A 17,447-nucleotide genomic window follows, 5' to 3' on the forward strand; every position below is an offset into this window, starting at 1 on the left:
TACGCAGGGGGCGCGGGGCTTGATTTCGCCCCCGCCGCCCCTTCCCGTCCCGTCCCCGGGGGCTGCCGCCCCCGGACCCCCGCGTTCGGCCCTGGACGGGCCTCGTCCTCAAGCGCCGGACGGGCTGGATCACCTTCCCGGGCGCACCGTCAGGTCGTTGACCTCCGCGTCCCTCGGGAGGTCGAGGGCCATCAGGATGGTGGTGGCGACGGACTCGGGGTCGATCCACTTCTCGGGGTCGTACTCCTTGCCCTCCTGCTGGTGGACCTTGGCCTGCATGGGGCTGGCGGTGCGGCCGGGGTAGACGGAGGTGACGCGGACGCCGTTGCCGTGCTCCTCCTGGCGCAGGGCGTCGGCCAGGGCCTTCAGGCCGTGCTTGGAGGCGCCGTACGCGGCCCAGCCGGCGTGGGCGTTGAGGCCCGAGCCGGAGTTGACGAAGAGCACGTGGCCCTGGGCGACCCGGAGCTGGGGCAGGAGCAGGCGGGTCAGCTCGGCCGGGGCGACCAGGTTGACGTTCAGCTGGTTGAGCCAGGTCTTCGGGGTGAGGTCCCCGACCGGACCGAGGTCGACGACCCCGGCGATGTGCAGCAGCGAGTCCACCCGGTCGGGCAGCGACTGGTGCGAGAGGGCCCAGGACAGCTTGGCCGGGTCGGCGAGGTCCCCGACCAGGGTCTTCGCGCCGGGGAGCGCGGCGGCCAGCTCCTTGGCGCGGCCCGCGTCGCGCGCGTGGAGCACGATCTCGTCGCCGCGTTCGTGCAGGCGGCGGGCGACGGCCGCGCCGATGCCGGAGCCCGCTCCGGTGATCACATGTGTAGCCATGCCCGCCATGCTCGCACCACCGGCGTCCTACTCGATGCCCTGGCTCTCCTCCAGGTAGGCGAGCGCGCCGACCGGCTCCTCGGCGAAGAAGACCAGCTCGGTGAGGGGTCGGGGCAGGAAGCCCTCGTCCTCCATGCGGCGGAACTGCACCTTGAGTCCGTCGTAGAAGCCCGCGGTGTTGAGCAGGACGACCGGCTTGTCGGTGTGCCCGTGCTTCTTCAGCTCCAGGATCTCGGTGGCCTCGTCGAGGGTGCCGGTGCCGCCCACCATGATGACCACGGCGTCGGCCTTCTCCAGCAGCAGCCGCTTGCGCTCGGCCAGGTCCTTCGCGATCACCATCTCGTCGGCGCCCTCGCGCGCCTTGGCCGCCAGGAAGTCCACCGAGACGCCGAGCAGCCGTCCGCCGGCCTCCTGCACACCGTCGGCGACGACCTTCATCAGGCCGACGTCGGAGCCGCCCCAGACGAGGGTGTGCCCGCCCTTGCCGAGCAGTTCGGCGAACTCCTTGGCGGGGCCCGTGTAGCGCTCGTCGAGGTCGGCGGCGGAGAGGAAGACGCAGATGTTCATGGCCTCCACCGTACGGCCCGCCGGAACGGGAAGAAGCCGGGATTCGGGCACGCTGTAGTGACGAAGGACACTGCCATCGAGGAGGACGATCGTGACCAAGGGACTCGTGGGCCACCGCATCACCGTCGAACCGAGCGACCGGCACGTGCGCGTGGTGCACGGCGATCAGGTGCTGGCGGAGAGCGACGCGGCGCTCGTCCTGCACGAGACGGGTTGTCCCGACCGGTACTACATCCCGCCCAGCGACGTGCGCCTCGACCTCCTGACCCCGTCCGGCACGCACACCCACTGCCCCTTCAAGGGCGACGCCTCCTACTGGTCGCTGCCGGACGCGGCGGACCTGGCCTGGGCGTACCCGGACCCGAAGCCGGAGGTGGCGGAGATCAAGGACCACCTCTGTTTCTACGAAGTCGAGGTGTCCTGAGCGATGAATCCGGTGCCGTAGGGCAGTCTGCACAGGCATGGAGATGACGACTGTTTCGCGGGACGGCACCCGCATCGCCTACGAGCGCTCCGGGCGGGGACCGGCGGTCGTACTCGTCAGCGGCGCCATGTCGACGGGTGCGACGACGGCGCCGCTGGCCGCCGAGCTGTCGGACCGTTTCGACGTCGTCGTGTACGACCGCCGAGGGCGCGGCGAGAGCGGTGACACGGCGCCCTACGCGGTGGAACGCGAGATCGAGGACCTGGCCGCGCTGATCGGGGCGGTGGGCGGCGAGGCCTCGCTGTACGGCATGTCGTCGGGCGGCGCGCTGGTGCTCCGGGCTGCGGCGAGCGGTCTGCCGGTGCGCCGGGCCGCCGTGTACGAGGTGCCGTACGCCATGGACGACGCCGCCGTGCGGGCCGCGGCCGAGTACACCGAGCGGCTGACCGAGGTGCTGGGGCAGGGCCGGCGCGGGGACGCGGTGGAGCTGTTCCTGCGGCACACGGGGCTGGGCGAGGAGATGATCCGGGGTGCCCGGCAGTCCCCCATGTGGGCGGGGATGGAGTCGGTGGCGCCGAGTCTGGCGTACGACGACGCCGTGCTGGGCGACAGCCGGGTGCCGCGCACCGAGATCGCCGCGATCACCGTGCCGCTGCTGGTCCTGGCGGGCGGCGCGAGCGACGCGTGGTGGCACGAGGCCGCCCGCGCGGTCGCCGACGCCGCCCCGCAGGGCACCTACGGCACCGTGGACCGGCAGACCCACATGGTGGAGCCGGGCGTACTGGCGCCGGTGCTGGCGGAGTTCCTCGCCGGATGAACCGGCGCCGTCGTCCGCCCCGGCGACGGCTCGGGGCTCAGGCCGCGCCGGCCGTCGCGCGCGTCGTGGAGGCGATCGTCGCCGAACCCACCACGCGCGTGCCGTCGTAGAGCACGATCGCCTGACCGGGGGCCACACCGCGGACCGGCTCGGTGAAGGTCACCTCCAGGGTGCCGTCGACCGGTTCGGCCCGTACCTCGGTCTCGCCGCCGTGGGCGCGGAGCTGGGCGGTGTAGGTGCCGGGGCCGGTGGGGGCGGCGCCGCACCAGCGGGGCTTGATGGCGGTGAGGGCGTCGACGTCGAGGGCCTCGGCCGGGCCGACCGTCACGGTGTTGTTCACCGGGGAGATGTCCAGGACGTAGCGCGGCTTGCCGTCGGGGGCCGGGGTGCCGATGCGCAGGCCCTTGCGCTGGCCGATGGTGTATCCGTAGGCGCCCTCGTGGGTGCCGAGCCGGTTGCCCGCCTCGTCGACGATGTCGCCCTCGGCCTTGCCGAGCCGGTCGGCGAGGAAGCCCTGGGTGTCGCCGTCGGCGATGAAGCAGATGTCGTGCGAGTCGGGCTTCTTGGCCACCGCGAGGCCCCGTCGCTCGGCCTCCGCGCGGATCTCGTCCTTGGTGGTGACGGTGTCGCCGAGCGGGAACATCGCGTGCGCGAGCTGGCGGTCGTCGAGCACGCCGAGGACGTAGCTCTGGTCCTTGGCCATGTCGGAGGCGCGGTGCAGCTCGCGGGTGCCGTCCTCGCGCAGGATCACCTGGGCGTAGTGGCCGGTGCAGACGGCGTCGAAGCCCAGCGCGAGGGCCTTGTCGAGGAGGGCCGCGAACTTGATCTTCTCGTTGCAGCGCAGGCAGGGGTTCGGGGTGCGGCCGGCCTCGTACTCGGCGACGAAGTCCTCGACCACGTCCTCGCGGAAGCGGTCGGCGAGGTCCCACACGTAGAAGGGGATGCCGATGACGTCCGCGGCGCGACGGGCGTCCCGCGAGTCCTCGATGGTGCAACAGCCCCGGGCGCCCGTGCGGAAGGACTGCGGGTTGGCGGAGAGCGCCAGGTGGACGCCGGTCACGTCGTGCCCCGCCTCGGCCGCGCGGGCGGCGGCGACGGCGGAGTCGACTCCGCCCGACATGGCGGCGAGGACGCGGAGGGGACGGGTGCGCTGCGGAGTGTCAGTCATAGCCCTTCCAGAGTACGGGGAGGCGGGAACCGGAGCGCGCGAGTATGCGTTGAAGATCGTATGGGGGCCAAGCAGGGATCCGCGGGCGGATCCGCACCGGGTGGGTCCGCGAGCGGCGGGTCCGGGGACGGCGACCGGCGCATCGGGCGGCGGGCGCTGATCGTCGGCGGCGCGGCGGCGGCCGTGGGCACCGGTGTGCTGGCCCGCGACGAGCTGTCCCGCCTGTGGTGGCGGATGCCGGGCGTCGAGCGGCCCCGCGAGCAGGGCGCCGTCGACTACGCGGGCGCCCGCTGGGTCGCGGCGTCGGACGCGAACTGGCGGCGGGCGGACCGCCCGGACGACTTCGGCATCGACATGGTGATCGTCCATGTCACGCAGGGCAGTTTCGACAGCGCGGTGCGGGCCTTCCAGGACCCGGGGCACAAGGCGGCCGCGCACTACGTCGTGGGACAGGACGGCCGGATCACCCAGATGATCCGCGAGCTGGACGTGGCGTACCACGCGGGCAACCGCGACTACAACGAACGCAGTGTCGGCATCGAGCACGAGGGCTTCGTGGACCGCCCGCAGGACTTCACCGACGCGATGTACGCCGCCTCCGCGCGGCTGACGGCGGGGATCTGCGCGCGGTACGACATACCCGTGGACCGCGAGCACATCCTCGGCCACGTCGAGGTGCCGGGCACCGACCACACCGACCCGGGGCCGCACTGGGACTGGGACCGGTATCTGAAGCTGGTGCGGCGCGCGGCCACGAGCGGCCCGTCGAAGCCGCCGACCAAGGCCTGAGCCAGGATCAGGATCAAGGTGCCCGAGCCGATTCGGCAGACCGTACGACCGCGGTCGTAACGCCCGCACGACGGACCTACGACGGCCCTACGACAGCCCCGCCGCCCTGGCGCGTTCCACCGCGGGGCCGATCGCCTTGGCGAGGGCCTCCACGTCGGCCTCGGTCGAGGTGTGGCCGAGTGAGAAGCGCAGGGTGCCGCGGGCCAGGTCGGGGTCGGTGCCGGCGGCCAACAGGACGTGGCTGGGCTGGGCGACGCCCGCGGTGCAGGCGGAGCCGGTGGAGCACTCGATGCCCTGGGCGTCGAGCAGGAGGAGGAGGGAGTCGCCCTCGCAGCCGGGGAAGGTGAAGTGGGCGTTGGCGGGAAGGCGCCCCTCCGGTGCCGGGTCGCCGCCGAGGATGGCGTCCGGGACCGCCGTGCGGACCGCGTCGACCAGGTCGTCGCGCAGGGCGCCGATCTCACGGGCGAACCACTCGCGCTGCTCGGCGGCGAGTCGGCCGGCGACGGCGAAGGAGGCGACGGCGGGGACGTCGAGGGTGCCGGAGCGGACGTGGCGTTCCTGGCCGCCGCCGTGCAGGACGGGCACCGGGGTGTACTCCCGGCCGAGCAGCAGCGCGCCGATGCCGTAGGGGCCGCCGATCTTGTGGCCGGACACGGTCATGGCGGCGAGCCCTGAGGCGGCGAAGTCGACCGGCAGCTGGCCGAAGGCCTGGACCGCGTCGGCGTGCAGCGGCACGTCGAACTCGGCGGCCACGTCGGCGAGTTCACGGACCGGCATGATCGTGCCGATCTCGTTGTTGGCCCACATGACGGTGGCGAGGGCGACGTCGCCGGGGTCGCGGGCGATGGCCTCGCGCAGCGCCTCGGCGTGGACGCGGCCGTAGGCGTCGACCGGCAGGTACTCGACGGTCGCCCCCTCGTGTTCGCCGAGCCAGTGGACGGCGTCGAGGACGGCGTGGTGCTCGACGGGGCTGGCCAGGACCCGGGTCCTGGCCGGGTCGGCGTCGCGGCGGGCCCAGTACAGGCCCTTGACGGCGAGGTTGTCGGCCTCGGTGCCGCCGGAGGTGAGGACCACTTCGCTGGGGCGGGCGCCGAGCGCCTCGGCGAGGGTCTCGCGGGCCTCCTCGACGGTGCGCCGTGCCCGGCGGCCGGACGCGTGGAGGGAGGAGGCGTTGCCGGTGGCGCTCAGGTGCGCGGTGAGTGCCTCGACTGCCTCGGGAAGCATCGGGGTCGTCGCGGCGTGGTCGAGGTAAGCCATGGTGCGGCCGATTCTACGGGGCGGTTCCGCCCGGCCCCGGACCAAGGCCGGTCTCGTCGCACGGTGGCCCCGGCGGGGCGGTGCGGTGGCTCACAGGCTCCAGGACAGCGTGTTGTCCGCGGACATGAACGCGACCAGGACCAGCAGGTCGGCGACGCCCAGGCCGAGACCGAGGAGGGCACGGCCGCGTCGGGCGGTGCCGCGCCACAGGGCGATGCTCGCGAGGGCGATGGCGATCGGGCCCAGGAAGACGTTGAGCACGAGCAGGCCGAGCAGGCCGAGGACGAAGGAGGCGACGGCCATGCCGTCGGTGTCGTGGATGCCGGTGCGACGGGTGGTGCGAGGGCTTTCGGTGGTGCGGTCGGCCGGTGCGGTGAGCTGCATGATGTTCTCCCTGCCGTACGTCGGTGGAGGTGCGTCAGTGGGCGGAGGTGCTCCGTCGGCGGCCGTGCCGCTCGCGGAGGGCGAAGATGCCGAGCCAGACGGCGATGACCAGGCCGGCCGCGACCGAGAAGGTGAGCGGGGCGTGGGCGACGGTGCCCATGACCAGCCCGAGGATCAGGAGTGCGACGACGAGAAACAGCATGGTGTGGGTCCCCCAGACTTCCGGACTTCCTTCCGGACTTCGGTGAACGGTTGTAGTTACAGTTGTTCACTGACTTCTCAGTCTAGCGCGCCGCACGGCTTTTCAATTACGGAGAACAGTTGTTAACTGCATGGCATGAGTCACGCCCCCGGCGTTCGGCAGGCGCAGAAGCAGAAGACCCGGCAGGCGCTCCTGGACGCGGCGCTCGGCCTGCTGGAAGAACAGAGCCTGAGCAGCCTGGGGCTGCGTGAGGTCACACGCGCCGTGGGGGTGGCACCGGCCGCCTTCTACCGGCACTTCCGTTCCACGGCCGATCTCGGCGTGGCGCTGGTCGAGGAGGCGCTGGGCAGCCTGCACCCGATGATCCGGACCACGATGTCACCGGCCGAGGACGACGACGAACGCATCGCCCGCGCCGTGGAGTTGATCGCCGGCCATGTGGCAGCACACCCGGCCCACGTCCGTTTCATCGCGCGGGAGCGGCACGGCGGGGTGCAGCCGGTGCGCCGGGCGATACGGGAGCAACTGGCGCGCTTCGCCGAGGAGGTGCAGGCCGAGCTGGCCACGGACGCGTCGGCGGCGGGCTGGAGCGACGCCGACCTGCGGATGCTGGCGGGGCTCTACGTCGACCAGATGCTGATCACGGCGTCCCTCTTCCTGGAGACGCTGGAGGCCCCGGAAGAGGAGCGCCGCCGGGCCGTCGAGACGGCGCGGCGGCAACTGCGGCTGATCAGCGTCGGCCGCACGCACTGGCTGGACTGAGCAGCCCCCGGGTCAGCCGAGCCGCACCCGGGCCAGCTGACGGGACTGCGCGACCAGCCGGTCGGCACTGTCCCAGACCTCGGCGTCCTCCTCCAGGAAGCCGCCGGCGAGGTTGCGGGTGGTGATGGAGACCCGCAGCGGACCCGGCGCCGGACGGCACCGCACGTGCGCGGTCAGCTCGACCGTCGGCACCCAGCCCTTGAGTCCCAGCTCGAAGGCGGTCGGCGGCAGCGCGTCCACCGCGAGGAGCAGCGACAGCGGGTCGGCGTCGCGGCCGTCGGAGAGGCCGAACCAGGCCCGCATCTCGCCCCGGCCCGAGGGCTGCCCGAGCGCCCAGCCCAGGGTGGCGGGGTCCAGCTTGAGCATCAGCCGGTCGGTAATGGCCGAGCTGCCCTCGACCGGGGCGGGGCCGTCCTCGGGGCCGAAGCACTGGTCCATCGGCGGGATCGCGGGCGGCTTCGCCGAGGTGCGGACGTCGTCCGGCAGCGTGTCGAGGTCGCCGTAGGAGGCGAGGACGCGGATGCGCTCCACCTCGTTGCCCTCGTCGTCGTACTGGAAGAGGGAGGCCTGGCCGGTGGAGAGGGTGCGTCCGGTGCGGACGGTCTCGGTGCGCACGACGGCCGGGCCGGGCTGGGAGGCGGTGAGGTAGTGCGCCGAGATGGTGAAGGGGTCGGGGTGCGGGAGGGCGTCGCCGAGGGCCCGGCCCAGGACGGCCAGCAGATAGCCGCCGTTGACGGCGTTGATGATCGTCCAGCCGGCCGAGAGGTCGAGGTCGTAGACGCCGGGGGCGCGTCGGGTGACGGCGGTGTCCCGGTCGAACTCGCTATCGCCGATGGTGGCCCGTACGGCCGCTGCGGAGGCTGCTTCTGGCATGACTGCACGGTACAACAGGCAACTACTAAGCGGTAGCTTTCCGCGTCCGCGTCCGTTCCCGGGCGCGCAGATACGCGTCCAGCTCCGCCGCCCCGGCCACCATCGCCCTGCCCCGGGCGGTCACCCGGTCCCGCCACTCGCGCAGGGCGGGCTCCAGCGGCTCCACCCCCCCGGCCGACCGGACCTGGGCGACGACCGCCGCGATCCGCTCCAGCGGGTAGCCGCCCCGCCTGAGCTGGTGGGCGAGGCGGGCGTCCCGGACGTCGGACTCGTCGTAGCGGCGGTATCCGGTCACCGGGTCGCGCCGCGGACGCACCAGGCCGGCCCGCTCCCACTTGCGCAGGGTGGCGGGCCGGAGGCCCAGCTCCGCCGCGAGCGCCCCGATGAACCCGCCGGCGGCCGCGGGCACCTCCCCGGCCGGCTCGGGCAGCAGGTCCCGCAGCGCACCCTCCACGGCCTCCAGTGTCCGCCGGTCGTCGAGCAGCCGGGCATGACTCTCGTCGATCAGGCGGAGCGCCTCGTCCAGCGCGTCCTCGTTCACGGCCCGCATCACCGAGCCCGCCGTCCGGTGGCCGTGGCCCGCCAGCAGGGCGAGGAACGCGTCCAGGGCCCGGGCGTGCAGCGCGGTGTAGACACGGTAGCCGTGCTCCGTGCGCTCGGCGGCCGGGAGGATGCCGGCCGCCTCGTAGTTCCTGACGGCCTGCGCCGACAGACCGTGCGCGCGGGCCAGGTCGACCGGCCTGAGCTTCCCCGCACTTTGAGGGTTTGCGGCCATGATTCCCCTGTCTTTGCGACCAAGTTTCAACCGGAACTTCAACGATACCGTTGAGGTCATGGCCGAACGCATCGAGACCACAGCCGACATCGCCCAGCCCCTGGACGCGGCCGCCGTCATGCGGTTGTTCCCCGCCCCGCCCCGGCTGCTCGCCCTGGGCGAGCCCACGCACGGCGAGGACGCCCTGCTCGACGTGCGCAACGCCGTCTTCCGGCAACTCGTCGAGCAGTACGGCTACCGGACGATCACGATCGAGAGCGACTGCCTGCGGGGACTGGTCGTGGACGACTACGTCACCTGGGGCGCCGGCACCCTCGACGAGGTCGTGGCACGCGGCTTCAGCCACCCCTGGGGCCCGAGCGCGCCCAACCGGGAGCTCGTGCGCTGGATGCGCGCGTACAACGAGGGCCGGCCCGCGCGGGAGCGGATCCGTTTCGCCGGCTTCGACGGCCCGCTGGAGATCACCGGCGCCGAGAGCCCCCGGCAGGCGCTCACCGCCCTGCACGGCTGCCTCTCGGCTTGGGTGGACCCGGACCTGCTCCCCTGCACCGCGAAGACGTTGGACCGCCTGCTCGGCGCCGACGACCGGTGGACCGAGTCCGAGGCCATGATGGACCCCGCCCGGTCCATGGGGCGGTCGGCCGAGGCGGGCCGGTTGCGGACACTCGCCGCCGATCTCGCGTCACTGTTGGACGAGCAGACTCCGCACCTGATCGCGTCCGCCTCGCGGGACGACTGGGAGCGGGCCCGCCTGCACGCACGTACCGCCACCGGCCTGCTGGCGTACCACTACGCGATGGCCGACGACTCCCCCGCCCGCATGACCAGGATGCTGGGCGCGCGGGACCGGATGATGGCCGCCAACCTCCTCGCGCTCGCCGAGCGGGGGCCGTCCTTCGTCCACGCCCACAACTCCCACCTCCAGCGCGCGAAGAGCTCGATGCGGATGTGGCAGGGCCGGCTGGAATGGTGGAGCGCGGGGGCCCTCGTCAGCGCCCGGCTCGGCGGGGAGTACGGCTTCGTGGCCACGGCTCTGGGCACGATCCGGCACCATGGCGTGGACACCCCGCCGCCGGAGACCGTCGAGGGGCTCTTGTACGCGCTCCCCGACGACCCCTGCGTGATCGAGCCCGCGCGGCTGGGCGACGCCCTCGGCGACCCGCGGCCCGAACCCCGGGCGTCCTCCTGGTTCGGCTACGCCCCGCTCGACCCCGCCCACCTGGACACGGTCGACGGCGTCGTCTTCGTCAAGGACATGACGCGGCCCTGAAGGACGCCGGGGTCAGTCCCCCTCCACCACCGTCGACCGGCGGTTCCAGGCGCGCGGCGCCCGCCAGTGGTAGCGCAGGGCGAGCAGCCGCAGGACGAAGGCCGTGACGACCGCGAGCCCGCTGGTGAACGGGGTGAGCGCCTCGTAGCGGATGCACAGGGCGACCATCGCGGAGCCGACGATCGCCGGGACGGCGTACAGGTCGCGGTCCCAGCGCAGCAGTGAGGGCACCTCGTTGGCGAGCACGTCGCGCAGGACGCCGCCGCCGACCGCGGTGGTCAGGCCCAGGCAGGCGGAGGCGGTCAGGCCGAGGCCGTAGTCGTACGCCTTGGTGGTGCCGGCGACGCAGAACAGGCCGAGGCCCGCCGCGTCGAAGATGTTCACGCCGGTCTGGAGCCGCTCCACGTGGGGGTGGAGGAAGAAGACCAGCAGCGTCGCGAGGAGCGGGGTGAGGAAGTACCCGAGGTCGGTGAAGGCGGCGGGCGGCACCGCGCCGATCACCAGGTCCCGGAACAGCCCGCCGCCCAGCGCGGTGACCTCGGCGAGGACGGCGATGCCGAAGACGTCGAAGTTCTTGCGTACGGCCAGCAGCGCGCCGGAGATGGCGAAGACGAAGATGCCGACCAGGTCCAGCGTGTGCTGGACGGTGGGGCTGAAGAGTTGCTCGTACACCCTTCCATTCTTACCTGTCACTGAGCCCCTGCCTTACAAACGAAGGCAGGGGCTCAGTGACAGGGTGGGTGAGTGAGGTCACTTCCCCTTGGCGGGGGGCTCCTCGTCACTGCTCTCGGCGGAGGGCCGGTCATCGTCCGACGCGGTGCCCTCAGCGGCCTCGGCCTCGGCCTCGGCGGACTCGCTCTCGGTCGACTCCGTCTCGGTGGACTCGCCCTCGGACGACTCGGCCTCGGACGACTCGCCCTTGGCGGACTTGCCCTCGCCGGACTTGGCCTCGCCGGACTTGGCCTCGGACGACTCGCTCCCGGTCGACTCGGCCTCGGTGGACTCGGCGTCCGTGCTCTGGGCCTCCGCGACCTCCGCGGCCACTGCCGCCGAGGTCGCCGCCGACTCCGCCAGCGCCTCCTCGGACACCAGCTCCGCCGCCTCCTTCGCGGCGGTGAGCAGGACGACGTCCTGCGGGGCCTGGTCCTCGAAGTTCTCCGGGTGGTGGCAGGCCACCTGCTGGCCGGGCCGCAGCTCCTTCAGCGGCGGCTCGGTGGTGGTGCAGATCTGCGTCGCCTTCCAGCACCGGGTGTGGAAGCGGCAGCCGCTCGGCGGGGCGATCGGCGAGGGCACGTCGCCCTTGAGCAGGATGCGCTCGCTCTTGGCCGACTTGCGGGCCGGGTCCGGGATCGGGACGGCCGACATCAGCGCCTTGGTGTACGGGTGCATCGGCGTCTTGTAGAGCAGGTCGCGGTCGGCCAGCTCCATGATCTTGCCGAGGTACATCACCGCGATGCGGTCCGAGACGTGCCGGACGACCGACAGGTCGTGCGCGATGATCACGTACGTCAGACCGAGCTCGCTCTGCAGGTCGTCGAGCAGGTTGACGACCTGGGCCTGGATCGACACGTCGAGCGCGGAGACCGGCTCGTCGGCCACGACCAGCTTCGGGTTGAGCGCGAGCGCGCGGGCGATGCCGATGCGCTGGCGCTGGCCGCCGGAGAACTCGTGCGGGTAGCGGTTGTAGTGCTCGGGGTTGAGACCGACCACCGACAGCAGCCGCTGGACCTCCTTCTTGACCCCGCCCTCGGGCTGGACGCCCTGGAGCTTGAACGGGGCGCTGACGATCGTGCCGATGGTGTGGCGCGGGTTCAGCGAGGAGTACGGGTCCTGGAAGATCATCTGCACGTCGCGGCGCAGCGGACGCATGCCGCCGACCCCGAGGTGGGTGATGTCCTTGCCCTGGAACTCGACCTTGCCGGCGGTCGGCTCCAGGAGCCGGGTGATCAGCCGGCCCATGGTCGACTTGCCGCAGCCGGACTCGCCCACGACGCCCAGCGTCTCGCCGGAGCGGACCTCGAAGTCGATGCCGTCGACGGCGCGGACCGCGCCGACCTGACGCTGCAGCAGGCCCTTCTTGATCGGGAAGTGCTTCTGCAGCCCGGTCACCTTGAGCAGCGTCTCGCCGGGAGCGGCGTCCTTGGTCAGGGTGGCACCGCTGGTCTGTGCGGGGATGGTCACCGCTTTGTCCTCTGCCTGGTCGCTCACAGCTTCGGCGCAATCTCTTCGGTCCAGATACGCTCCCGCTGCTCCTGCGACATGTGGCAGGCGGCCCAGTGCTTGCTGCCGACCTCGGTCAGCTCGGGGCGGACCGTGCGGGTGACGTCGTCCTTGGGCACGTCGGCGTACGGGCAGCGCGGGTTGAAGGCGCAGCCGGACGGGAGGTTGATGAGGGAGGGCGGCGAGCCCTTGACCGGGATGAGGCGTTCCTGCTGGTCGCGGTCGAGTCGCGGCATCGAGCCGAGCAGGCCCCAGGTGTAGGGGTGCCGGGGCTCGTAGAACACCTTCTCCGCCGGACCGCGCTCGACGCACCGGCCGCCGTACATCACCAGCAGGTCGTCGGCCAGTTCGGCGACGACGCCCAGGTCGTGGGTGATGATGATGACCGCGGAGCCGAACTCCTTCTGCAGGTCCCGGATGAGGTCGAGGATCTGCGCCTGGACGGTGACGTCCAGGGCGGTGGTCGGCTCGTCCGCGATGAGCAGCTCGGGGTTGTTGACCAGCGACATCGCGATCATCGCGCGCTGGCGCATACCGCCGGAGAACTCGTGCGGGTAGCTGTCCACCCGCTTGTCGGGCTGCGGGATGCCGACCCGGTCGAGCATCTCCACCGCGCGGCGCTTGGCGGTCTTCTTGTCCACCTTGTGGTGGATGCGGTACGCCTCCACGATCTGCTGGCCGATCGTGTAGTACGGGTGCAGCGCGGAGAGCGGATCCTGGAAGATCATCGACATCTCGCGGCCGCGGAGCTTGCGCACGTGGTCGGGGTCGGCGGACAGCAGCTCGGTGCCGTCCAGCCAGATCTCGCCGGATATCCGCGCCTTGCGCTTGCCGTACTGGCCGGCGGTGTGCAGGCCCATGATGCCCAGCGAGGTCACCGACTTGCCGGAGCCGGACTCGCCCACGATGCCGAGGGTCTTGCCCTTCTCCAGCTGGAAGGAGAGCCCGTCGACGGACTTGACCAGACCGTCGTCGGTCGGGAAGTGGACCTTGAGGTCGCGTACTTCCAGGAAGGCGGTCGGCGCGGGCGAGGTGGCGGTGGGCTCGCCCACCGCGGCCCCGCTCTTGCTCAGTTCGGTCATGCGAGCCTCACTCGGGGGTCGATCACGGCGTACAGGACGTCCACCACGAGGTTGGCGATCAGCACCGCGAGAGAAGTGATCAGGACGACGCCCAGGATAAAGGGCAGGTCGTGGTTCTGGATCGCGTCCAGCACCTTCTGGCCGAGGCCGGGGAGGCTGAACGTGGTCTCGGTCAGGATCGCGCCGCCCATCAGGGCGCCGAGGTCCATGCCGAGCATGGTGAGCAGCGGGGTCAGGGTCGAACGCATCGCGTGCTTGCTGATGACGACCTGTTCCTTGAGACCCTTGGCCCGCGCGGTGCGGATGTAGTCCTCGCCGAGGATCTCCAGCATGGTGGCGCGGGTGATCCGGGCGTACATCGCGGCGTACAGGAAGGCCAGCGTGATCCAGGGCAGGATCATGCCTCCGAACCATCCGCTGAAGCTGTCCTCGAGCGGTACGAACTCGCCGTCGATCCAGCCCAGTCCGTAGGAGAAGATCGCCAGGCTGAGCAGACCGGTGAAGTAGATGGGGAGGGAGACACCCGCCAGGGCGACGACCATCGCGCCGCGGTCCCACAGCGTGCCGCGCTTGAGGGCGGAGAGCACACCGGCGGCCACGCCGAAGATCAGCCACAGCACGGCGGCGCCGAGCGCGAGAGCCAGGGTCACCGGGAAACGCTCGGTCAGCACCGGCCAGACCGACTGCTCGGTCTTGAAGGAGTAGCCGAAGCAGGGCGCGGCGCAGTGGGTCACGTCGCCGCCGGCCGCGTAGGTGCGACCCGCGAAGATGCCCTTGAAGAACTCCCACGCCTGCACGAGGACCGGGTCGCCCAGACCCAGCTTCTCCCGCACACCCTCGACGGCGGCGGGGTCCGCCTGCTTGCCGACGAAGTTCAGGGCGATGTCGACCCCGGCCCACTTGGGGACGAGGAAGAAGATGCAGAAGACCACCAGGATGATGACCACGAGCATCACTGCGGCGGCGAACAGCCGCCTGATGAGGTAAGCGAGCACGGGTTGCGGCCCGCTGCGTCCCGCGGGCCGCCGGAGGTTGTCCGGCGGCCCGCGGTCACGCCGCGCCGGCCTTCACCTGCCTTTCGTGCCGTACGGCGGGTGTACCGGTTACTTCTTGGGGTTCTTCAGGCCGATGTTCACGAAGTCGTACATACCGCTGTAGGCGTCGGTGGTGTACACGTTCGCGATGTTGCTGGAGCGCCAGTTGATGAACTTCTCGAAGACGAAGGGCAGGTAGTACCCGCCTTCCATCACCTTGTGGTTGATCTCCGTGGCGATCTTCTCCTTGCCCGCGTCGTCCTTCGCGGTCAGGTAGTCGGCGAAGAGACCGTCGATCTTCGGGTCGTCGATCATCGCGAAGTTGTTGTTCGCGCTGTCGAGGATGTAGTCGCTGTGCCACAGCGGCAGACCGTAGCCCTGCACGGACGGGAAGTCCGGGCCCCAGCCCATGATGATGATGCCGTAGCCCTTCTTCTTCACGTTCGTGGGGCTACCGATGACGCTGGCGTACTGCGAGCCGTCGTACTGGTCGATCTCGACGTTGATGCCGACCTTCTTCAGCGAGGCCTGGAGGGACTCGGCGGTGGCGACCTCGACCGGCTTGTTGTTGCGGACCGCGATGGTGGTCTTGAAGCCGTTCGGCTGGCCGCAGGCCTTCAGCTCTTCCTTGGCCTTCTCGACGTTGCCCTTCTTGTTGGCACCGGCCATCTCGTACGGGTCGTACTTCTGACCCTCGGAGCCCGGGACGGCGGGCGGCAGCATGTTGGTGCCGATGTCACCGCCGGCGACCGGGCCGCCGCGCGCGGTCTGCAGGGAGACGTGGTCGGCCCCGTAGAGCACGGCCTTGCGGCAGTGGATGTTGTCGAACGGCTTCACGTTCTGCGGGAACGCGGCGTACCGGATGTAACCCGAGACCGGGTTGTCCAGGTTCTCCTTGTGCTCCTTCAGCGCCGTGGTACGACCCTGGGGGGACAGACCGGTCTGGGCCAGGTCGATGTCGTAGTCGCCGGCGATCAGGCGGGCGTCCAGGTCGTTGGCGTTGGTGAAGAACTTGATCGTGATCTTGTCCGGGTACGCCTTGCGGATCGGGTCCGAGCTCTGCTTCCACTCGGTGTTGCGGACCAGGGTCAGGTCCTTGCCCGGGTTGTACGACTCGAACTTGTACGGGCCCGAGGAGAACGGGTGCAGGCCGTACTTGGACTTGGTGTCCTTGTCCTGGCGGACCGGGGACGCCGAGGTCAGCGCGAGCATCTCCTCGAAGTCCGAGTTGGCCTGCGGCAGGTGGAAGACGATCGTCTTGTCGTCCGGCGTCTCGATCGCCTTCAGACCCAGCTTGTCCTTGGACTTGTCCTTGTACGGGCCCTTGTACTCGTCCTTGGGGTCGAGCACCTCCTTGAGGTACGTCGGACCGCCGGACAGCACGTCCTGCGCCCACACGCGCTCGATGCCGTACTTGACGTCCTTGGAGGTGATCGGCTTGCCGTCCTCCCAGGTGATGCCGTCACGCAGGGTGTACGTGTAGGTCTTGCCGTCGTCCGAGACCTTGGCGACGTCGGTCGCGAGGTCGGGGGTGACCTCGGCGCCCGTCTTGCCCGGCTCCGTCTTGTTCGTGACGAGCTGGCGGCTGTAGTAGCGGGAGAAGTTCCACATGAAGCCGTAGTAGCCACGCGTGGTGTCCCACGAGTCGGCGTCCTGCGTGCTGGCGAACTTCAGCGTCCCGCCCTTCTTGGCCTCGGAGGCCTGGGCGACCTTGTTGTTGGCGGCGTCGAAGCCGGCCGCGCCGTTCTTCGAACCGCTGCCGCCGTCGTCGTCGCCGCCGCCGCCGCACGCCGCCGTGGTCAGCAGCGCGGCGACCACTGCGGCAGCGGCCAAAGCCTGCTTGCGCCGCCCTGAGGTGCGTTGGGTAGTCACGATCTCGGATCCTCCGGATTAGATGAGAGACCCCGTGCAGGTGCCACGGGTCGCTTTGCGGTACGGCAGGTCAGCGGGAGCCCTTCGGGTCCAACGCGTCGCGCACGCCGTCACCGAAGAGGTTGAAGGCAAGAACGGTGATGAAGATCGCCACACCGGGGACCACCATGTACATGGGGTCGGACTTGTAGTAGTCGATCGCGCTCGAGAGCATCTGCCCCCAGGACGACGTGGGCGGCTTGACGCCCACGCCCAGGAAGCTGAGCGCCGCCTCGGTGAGGATGTTGGTCGGGATCATCATCGTCGTGTAGACGATGATCGGCGCCACCAGGTTGGGCAGCAGTTCCTTGAACAGGATGTAGAACCGTCCGGCTCCCAGCGACCGGGCCGCCTCGACGTACTCCCGTTCACGCATCGAGAGGGTCTGGCCGCGGACCACGCGGCCGATGTAGGGCCAGCCGAAGAAGCCGATGACCACGATCATCATGAGCAGGCGCACACCCGTGCCGCTCAGCCCCAGCATGGAGTCCGGCATCACGGAGACCAGGGCGATGATGAACAGGAGCTGCGGGAAGGCCAGCAGGCCGTCCATGATCCGGCTGATGAGGGAGTCGACCCAGCCGCCGAAGAAGCCGGCGAGGACACCCAGAACGGTGCCGATGACCACGGCGACCATGGCGGACAGGAAGCCGACGAGCAGCGAGATCCGGGCGCCGTGGACGATACGGGCGAAGATGTCACGGCCGTTGACCGGCTCGACGCCGAGCCAGTGGTCGCCGCTGACGCCGCCCAGGGAGCCCGTGGGGGTGCCGAACAGCGGGTCGATCATGTCCTCGTTGTACGCGTTGGGCTCCTGCCCGTACAGGGAGGTGATCAGCGGTGCGAAGACGGCGACCAGGATGAGGAGCAGCACCACGATGCCGCCCGCGAGGGCCAGCCGGTCCTTCTTCAGGCGCTCCCAGGCGATCCGGCCCAGGGAGCGGCCTTGTACCGACTTGGCCTCGGCGCCGGCGACCGCCGCTTCCTCTGCCGCACTCGGGGCCGCTTCCGCGGTCGGCTCGTGCAATGGTGCCGTCATCTGGCAGGGACCCCTCTCAACCGGCGGTAGCCGGCCCGCACTTGCCGCTGTAGC

Annotated in this window: 19 protein-coding genes; 5 read left to right on the forward strand and 14 right to left on the reverse strand. The window is 70.8% G+C overall.

Features of this window, described 5'->3' with window-relative positions; genetic code table 11:
• Positions 1–129: 129 nt before the first annotated feature.
• Both D1J63_RS10625 and D1J63_RS10630 read right to left on the reverse strand, forming a co-directional pair.
• Positions 130–819 (reverse strand): SDR family oxidoreductase, encoded by a 690-nt coding sequence (locus D1J63_RS10625; RefSeq protein WP_164712787.1) that lies wholly within the window; start codon positions 817–819, stop codon positions 130–132.
• A 27-nt stretch (positions 820–846) separates the two neighbouring features.
• The gene (locus D1J63_RS10630; protein WP_164712788.1) at positions 847–1,386 is read right to left on the reverse strand and encodes a TIGR00730 family Rossman fold protein; all 540 of its coding nucleotides are present in this window, start codon (positions 1,384–1,386) and stop codon (positions 847–849) included.
• Between the two features lie 91 nt (positions 1,387–1,477).
• Here D1J63_RS10630 and D1J63_RS10635 point away from each other — a divergent pair, with 91 nt between their 5' ends.
• Entirely contained in the window at positions 1,478–1,810 is a 333-nt protein-coding gene (locus D1J63_RS10635) for a DUF427 domain-containing protein (protein ID WP_164712789.1), read from the forward strand.
• Positions 1,811–1,847: 37 nt separating this feature from the next.
• Positions 1,848–2,627, forward strand: coding sequence for an alpha/beta hydrolase (locus D1J63_RS10640; RefSeq protein WP_125628700.1), 780 nt, complete (start codon positions 1,848–1,850; stop codon positions 2,625–2,627).
• Positions 2,628–2,664: 37 nt separating this feature from the next.
• On the opposite strand, the gene mnmA is transcribed toward D1J63_RS10640, so the two are convergent.
• The gene (gene mnmA / locus D1J63_RS10645; protein ID WP_125628701.1) at positions 2,665–3,795 is read right to left on the reverse strand and encodes a tRNA 2-thiouridine(34) synthase MnmA; all 1,131 of its coding nucleotides are present in this window, start codon (positions 3,793–3,795) and stop codon (positions 2,665–2,667) included.
• A gap of 60 nt (positions 3,796–3,855) precedes the next feature.
• On the opposite strand from mnmA, the gene D1J63_RS10650 reads away from it, so the two are divergent.
• Positions 3,856–4,584 carry an N-acetylmuramoyl-L-alanine amidase gene (locus tag D1J63_RS10650; protein WP_125628702.1) on the forward strand — a complete coding sequence of 243 codons (729 nt, stop codon included), beginning with the start codon at positions 3,856–3,858 and terminating at the stop codon, positions 4,582–4,584.
• 87 nt (positions 4,585–4,671) lie between these two features.
• Here the strand turns inward: D1J63_RS10650 and D1J63_RS10655 are convergent, their stop codons facing one another.
• From D1J63_RS10655 to D1J63_RS10665, 3 genes are all read right to left on the reverse strand, one after another.
• Entirely contained in the window at positions 4,672–5,841 is a 1,170-nt protein-coding gene (locus D1J63_RS10655) for a cysteine desulfurase family protein (protein WP_125628703.1), read from the reverse strand.
• A 90-nt stretch (positions 5,842–5,931) separates the two neighbouring features.
• Complete coding sequence (locus D1J63_RS10660; protein WP_102932659.1) at positions 5,932–6,225, reverse strand: DUF4190 domain-containing protein; 294 nt, start codon at positions 6,223–6,225, stop codon at positions 5,932–5,934.
• A gap of 34 nt (positions 6,226–6,259) precedes the next feature.
• The gene (locus D1J63_RS10665; RefSeq protein ID WP_102932660.1) at positions 6,260–6,427 is read right to left on the reverse strand and encodes a hypothetical protein; all 168 of its coding nucleotides are present in this window, start codon (positions 6,425–6,427) and stop codon (positions 6,260–6,262) included.
• Positions 6,428–6,562: 135 nt separating this feature from the next.
• On the opposite strand from D1J63_RS10665, the gene D1J63_RS10670 reads away from it, so the two are divergent.
• The gene (locus D1J63_RS10670) at positions 6,563–7,189 is read left to right on the forward strand and encodes a TetR family transcriptional regulator (protein ID WP_125628704.1); all 627 of its coding nucleotides are present in this window, start codon (positions 6,563–6,565) and stop codon (positions 7,187–7,189) included.
• 12 nt (positions 7,190–7,201) lie between these two features.
• On the opposite strand, the gene D1J63_RS10675 is transcribed toward D1J63_RS10670, so the two are convergent.
• Both D1J63_RS10675 and D1J63_RS10680 read right to left on the reverse strand, forming a co-directional pair.
• A complete protein-coding gene (locus tag D1J63_RS10675) occupies positions 7,202–8,062 on the reverse strand; it encodes a thioesterase family protein (protein WP_125628705.1) in 861 nt (286 codons plus the stop codon).
• 25 nt (positions 8,063–8,087) lie between these two features.
• Positions 8,088–8,837, reverse strand: coding sequence for a TioE family transcriptional regulator (locus D1J63_RS10680; RefSeq protein ID WP_125628706.1), 750 nt, complete (start codon positions 8,835–8,837; stop codon positions 8,088–8,090).
• Positions 8,838–8,895: 58 nt separating this feature from the next.
• On the opposite strand from D1J63_RS10680, the gene D1J63_RS10685 reads away from it, so the two are divergent.
• A complete protein-coding gene (locus D1J63_RS10685) occupies positions 8,896–10,107 on the forward strand; it encodes an erythromycin esterase family protein (RefSeq protein ID WP_125628707.1) in 1,212 nt (403 codons plus the stop codon).
• Positions 10,108–10,119: 12 nt separating this feature from the next.
• On the opposite strand, the gene D1J63_RS10690 is transcribed toward D1J63_RS10685, so the two are convergent.
• From D1J63_RS10690 to D1J63_RS10715, 6 genes are all read right to left on the reverse strand, one after another.
• The gene (locus tag D1J63_RS10690) at positions 10,120–10,779 is read right to left on the reverse strand and encodes a trimeric intracellular cation channel family protein (protein WP_125628708.1); all 660 of its coding nucleotides are present in this window, start codon (positions 10,777–10,779) and stop codon (positions 10,120–10,122) included.
• Between the two features lie 78 nt (positions 10,780–10,857).
• Positions 10,858–12,288, reverse strand: coding sequence for a dipeptide ABC transporter ATP-binding protein (locus D1J63_RS10695; RefSeq protein WP_241235542.1), 1,431 nt, complete (start codon positions 12,286–12,288; stop codon positions 10,858–10,860).
• A 23-nt stretch (positions 12,289–12,311) separates the two neighbouring features.
• Positions 12,312–13,409, reverse strand: coding sequence for an ABC transporter ATP-binding protein (locus D1J63_RS10700; RefSeq protein ID WP_102932666.1), 1,098 nt, complete (start codon positions 13,407–13,409; stop codon positions 12,312–12,314).
• Positions 13,406–14,404 carry an ABC transporter permease gene (locus tag D1J63_RS10705; protein WP_102932667.1) on the reverse strand — a complete coding sequence of 333 codons (999 nt, stop codon included), beginning with the start codon at positions 14,402–14,404 and terminating at the stop codon, positions 13,406–13,408. The genes D1J63_RS10700 and D1J63_RS10705 overlap by 4 nt, the downstream gene beginning before the upstream one ends.
• 108 nt (positions 14,405–14,512) lie before the next feature.
• Positions 14,513–16,315: an ABC transporter substrate-binding protein gene (locus D1J63_RS10710; RefSeq protein ID WP_125628710.1), complete on the reverse strand. Its 1,803-nt coding sequence runs from the start codon at positions 16,313–16,315 to the stop codon at positions 14,513–14,515.
• A gap of 70 nt (positions 16,316–16,385) precedes the next feature.
• Positions 16,386–17,393, reverse strand: coding sequence for an ABC transporter permease (locus tag D1J63_RS10715; protein WP_102932669.1), 1,008 nt, complete (start codon positions 17,391–17,393; stop codon positions 16,386–16,388).
• Positions 17,394–17,447 lie beyond the last annotated feature (54 nt).

It is taken from the genome of Streptomyces sp. KPB2 (assembly GCF_003950055.1).
GTDB classification, from domain to species: domain Bacteria; phylum Actinomycetota; class Actinomycetes; order Streptomycetales; family Streptomycetaceae; genus Streptomyces; species Streptomyces salinarius.

Bases quoted from the DNA above. Each gene is read 5' to 3' on its own strand.
- D1J63_RS10625 (WP_164712787.1), bottom strand. From the start codon at position 819: ATGGCTACACATGTGATCACCGGAGCGGGCTCCGGCATCGGCGCGGCC.
- D1J63_RS10630 (WP_164712788.1), bottom strand. From the start codon at position 1,386: ATGAACATCTGCGTCTTCCTCTCCGCCGCCGACCTCGACGAGCGCTAC.
- D1J63_RS10640 (WP_125628700.1), top strand. From the start codon at position 1,848: ATGGAGATGACGACTGTTTCGCGGGACGGCACCCGCATCGCCTACGAG.
- mnmA (WP_125628701.1), bottom strand. From the start codon at position 3,795: ATGACTGACACTCCGCAGCGCACCCGTCCCCTCCGCGTCCTCGCCGCC.
- D1J63_RS10650 (WP_125628702.1), top strand. From the start codon at position 3,856: ATGGGGGCCAAGCAGGGATCCGCGGGCGGATCCGCACCGGGTGGGTCC.
- D1J63_RS10655 (WP_125628703.1), bottom strand. From the start codon at position 5,841: ATGGCTTACCTCGACCACGCCGCGACGACCCCGATGCTTCCCGAGGCA.
- D1J63_RS10660 (WP_102932659.1), bottom strand. From the start codon at position 6,225: ATGCAGCTCACCGCACCGGCCGACCGCACCACCGAAAGCCCTCGCACC.
- D1J63_RS10665 (WP_102932660.1), bottom strand. From the start codon at position 6,427: ATGCTGTTTCTCGTCGTCGCACTCCTGATCCTCGGGCTGGTCATGGGC.
- D1J63_RS10670 (WP_125628704.1), top strand. From the start codon at position 6,563: ATGAGTCACGCCCCCGGCGTTCGGCAGGCGCAGAAGCAGAAGACCCGG.
- D1J63_RS10675 (WP_125628705.1), bottom strand. From the start codon at position 8,062: ATGCCAGAAGCAGCCTCCGCAGCGGCCGTACGGGCCACCATCGGCGAT.
- D1J63_RS10680 (WP_125628706.1), bottom strand. From the start codon at position 8,837: ATGGCCGCAAACCCTCAAAGTGCGGGGAAGCTCAGGCCGGTCGACCTG.
- D1J63_RS10685 (WP_125628707.1), top strand. From the start codon at position 8,896: ATGGCCGAACGCATCGAGACCACAGCCGACATCGCCCAGCCCCTGGAC.
- D1J63_RS10700 (WP_102932666.1), bottom strand. From the start codon at position 13,409: ATGACCGAACTGAGCAAGAGCGGGGCCGCGGTGGGCGAGCCCACCGCC.
- D1J63_RS10715 (WP_102932669.1), bottom strand. From the start codon at position 17,393: ATGACGGCACCATTGCACGAGCCGACCGCGGAAGCGGCCCCGAGTGCG.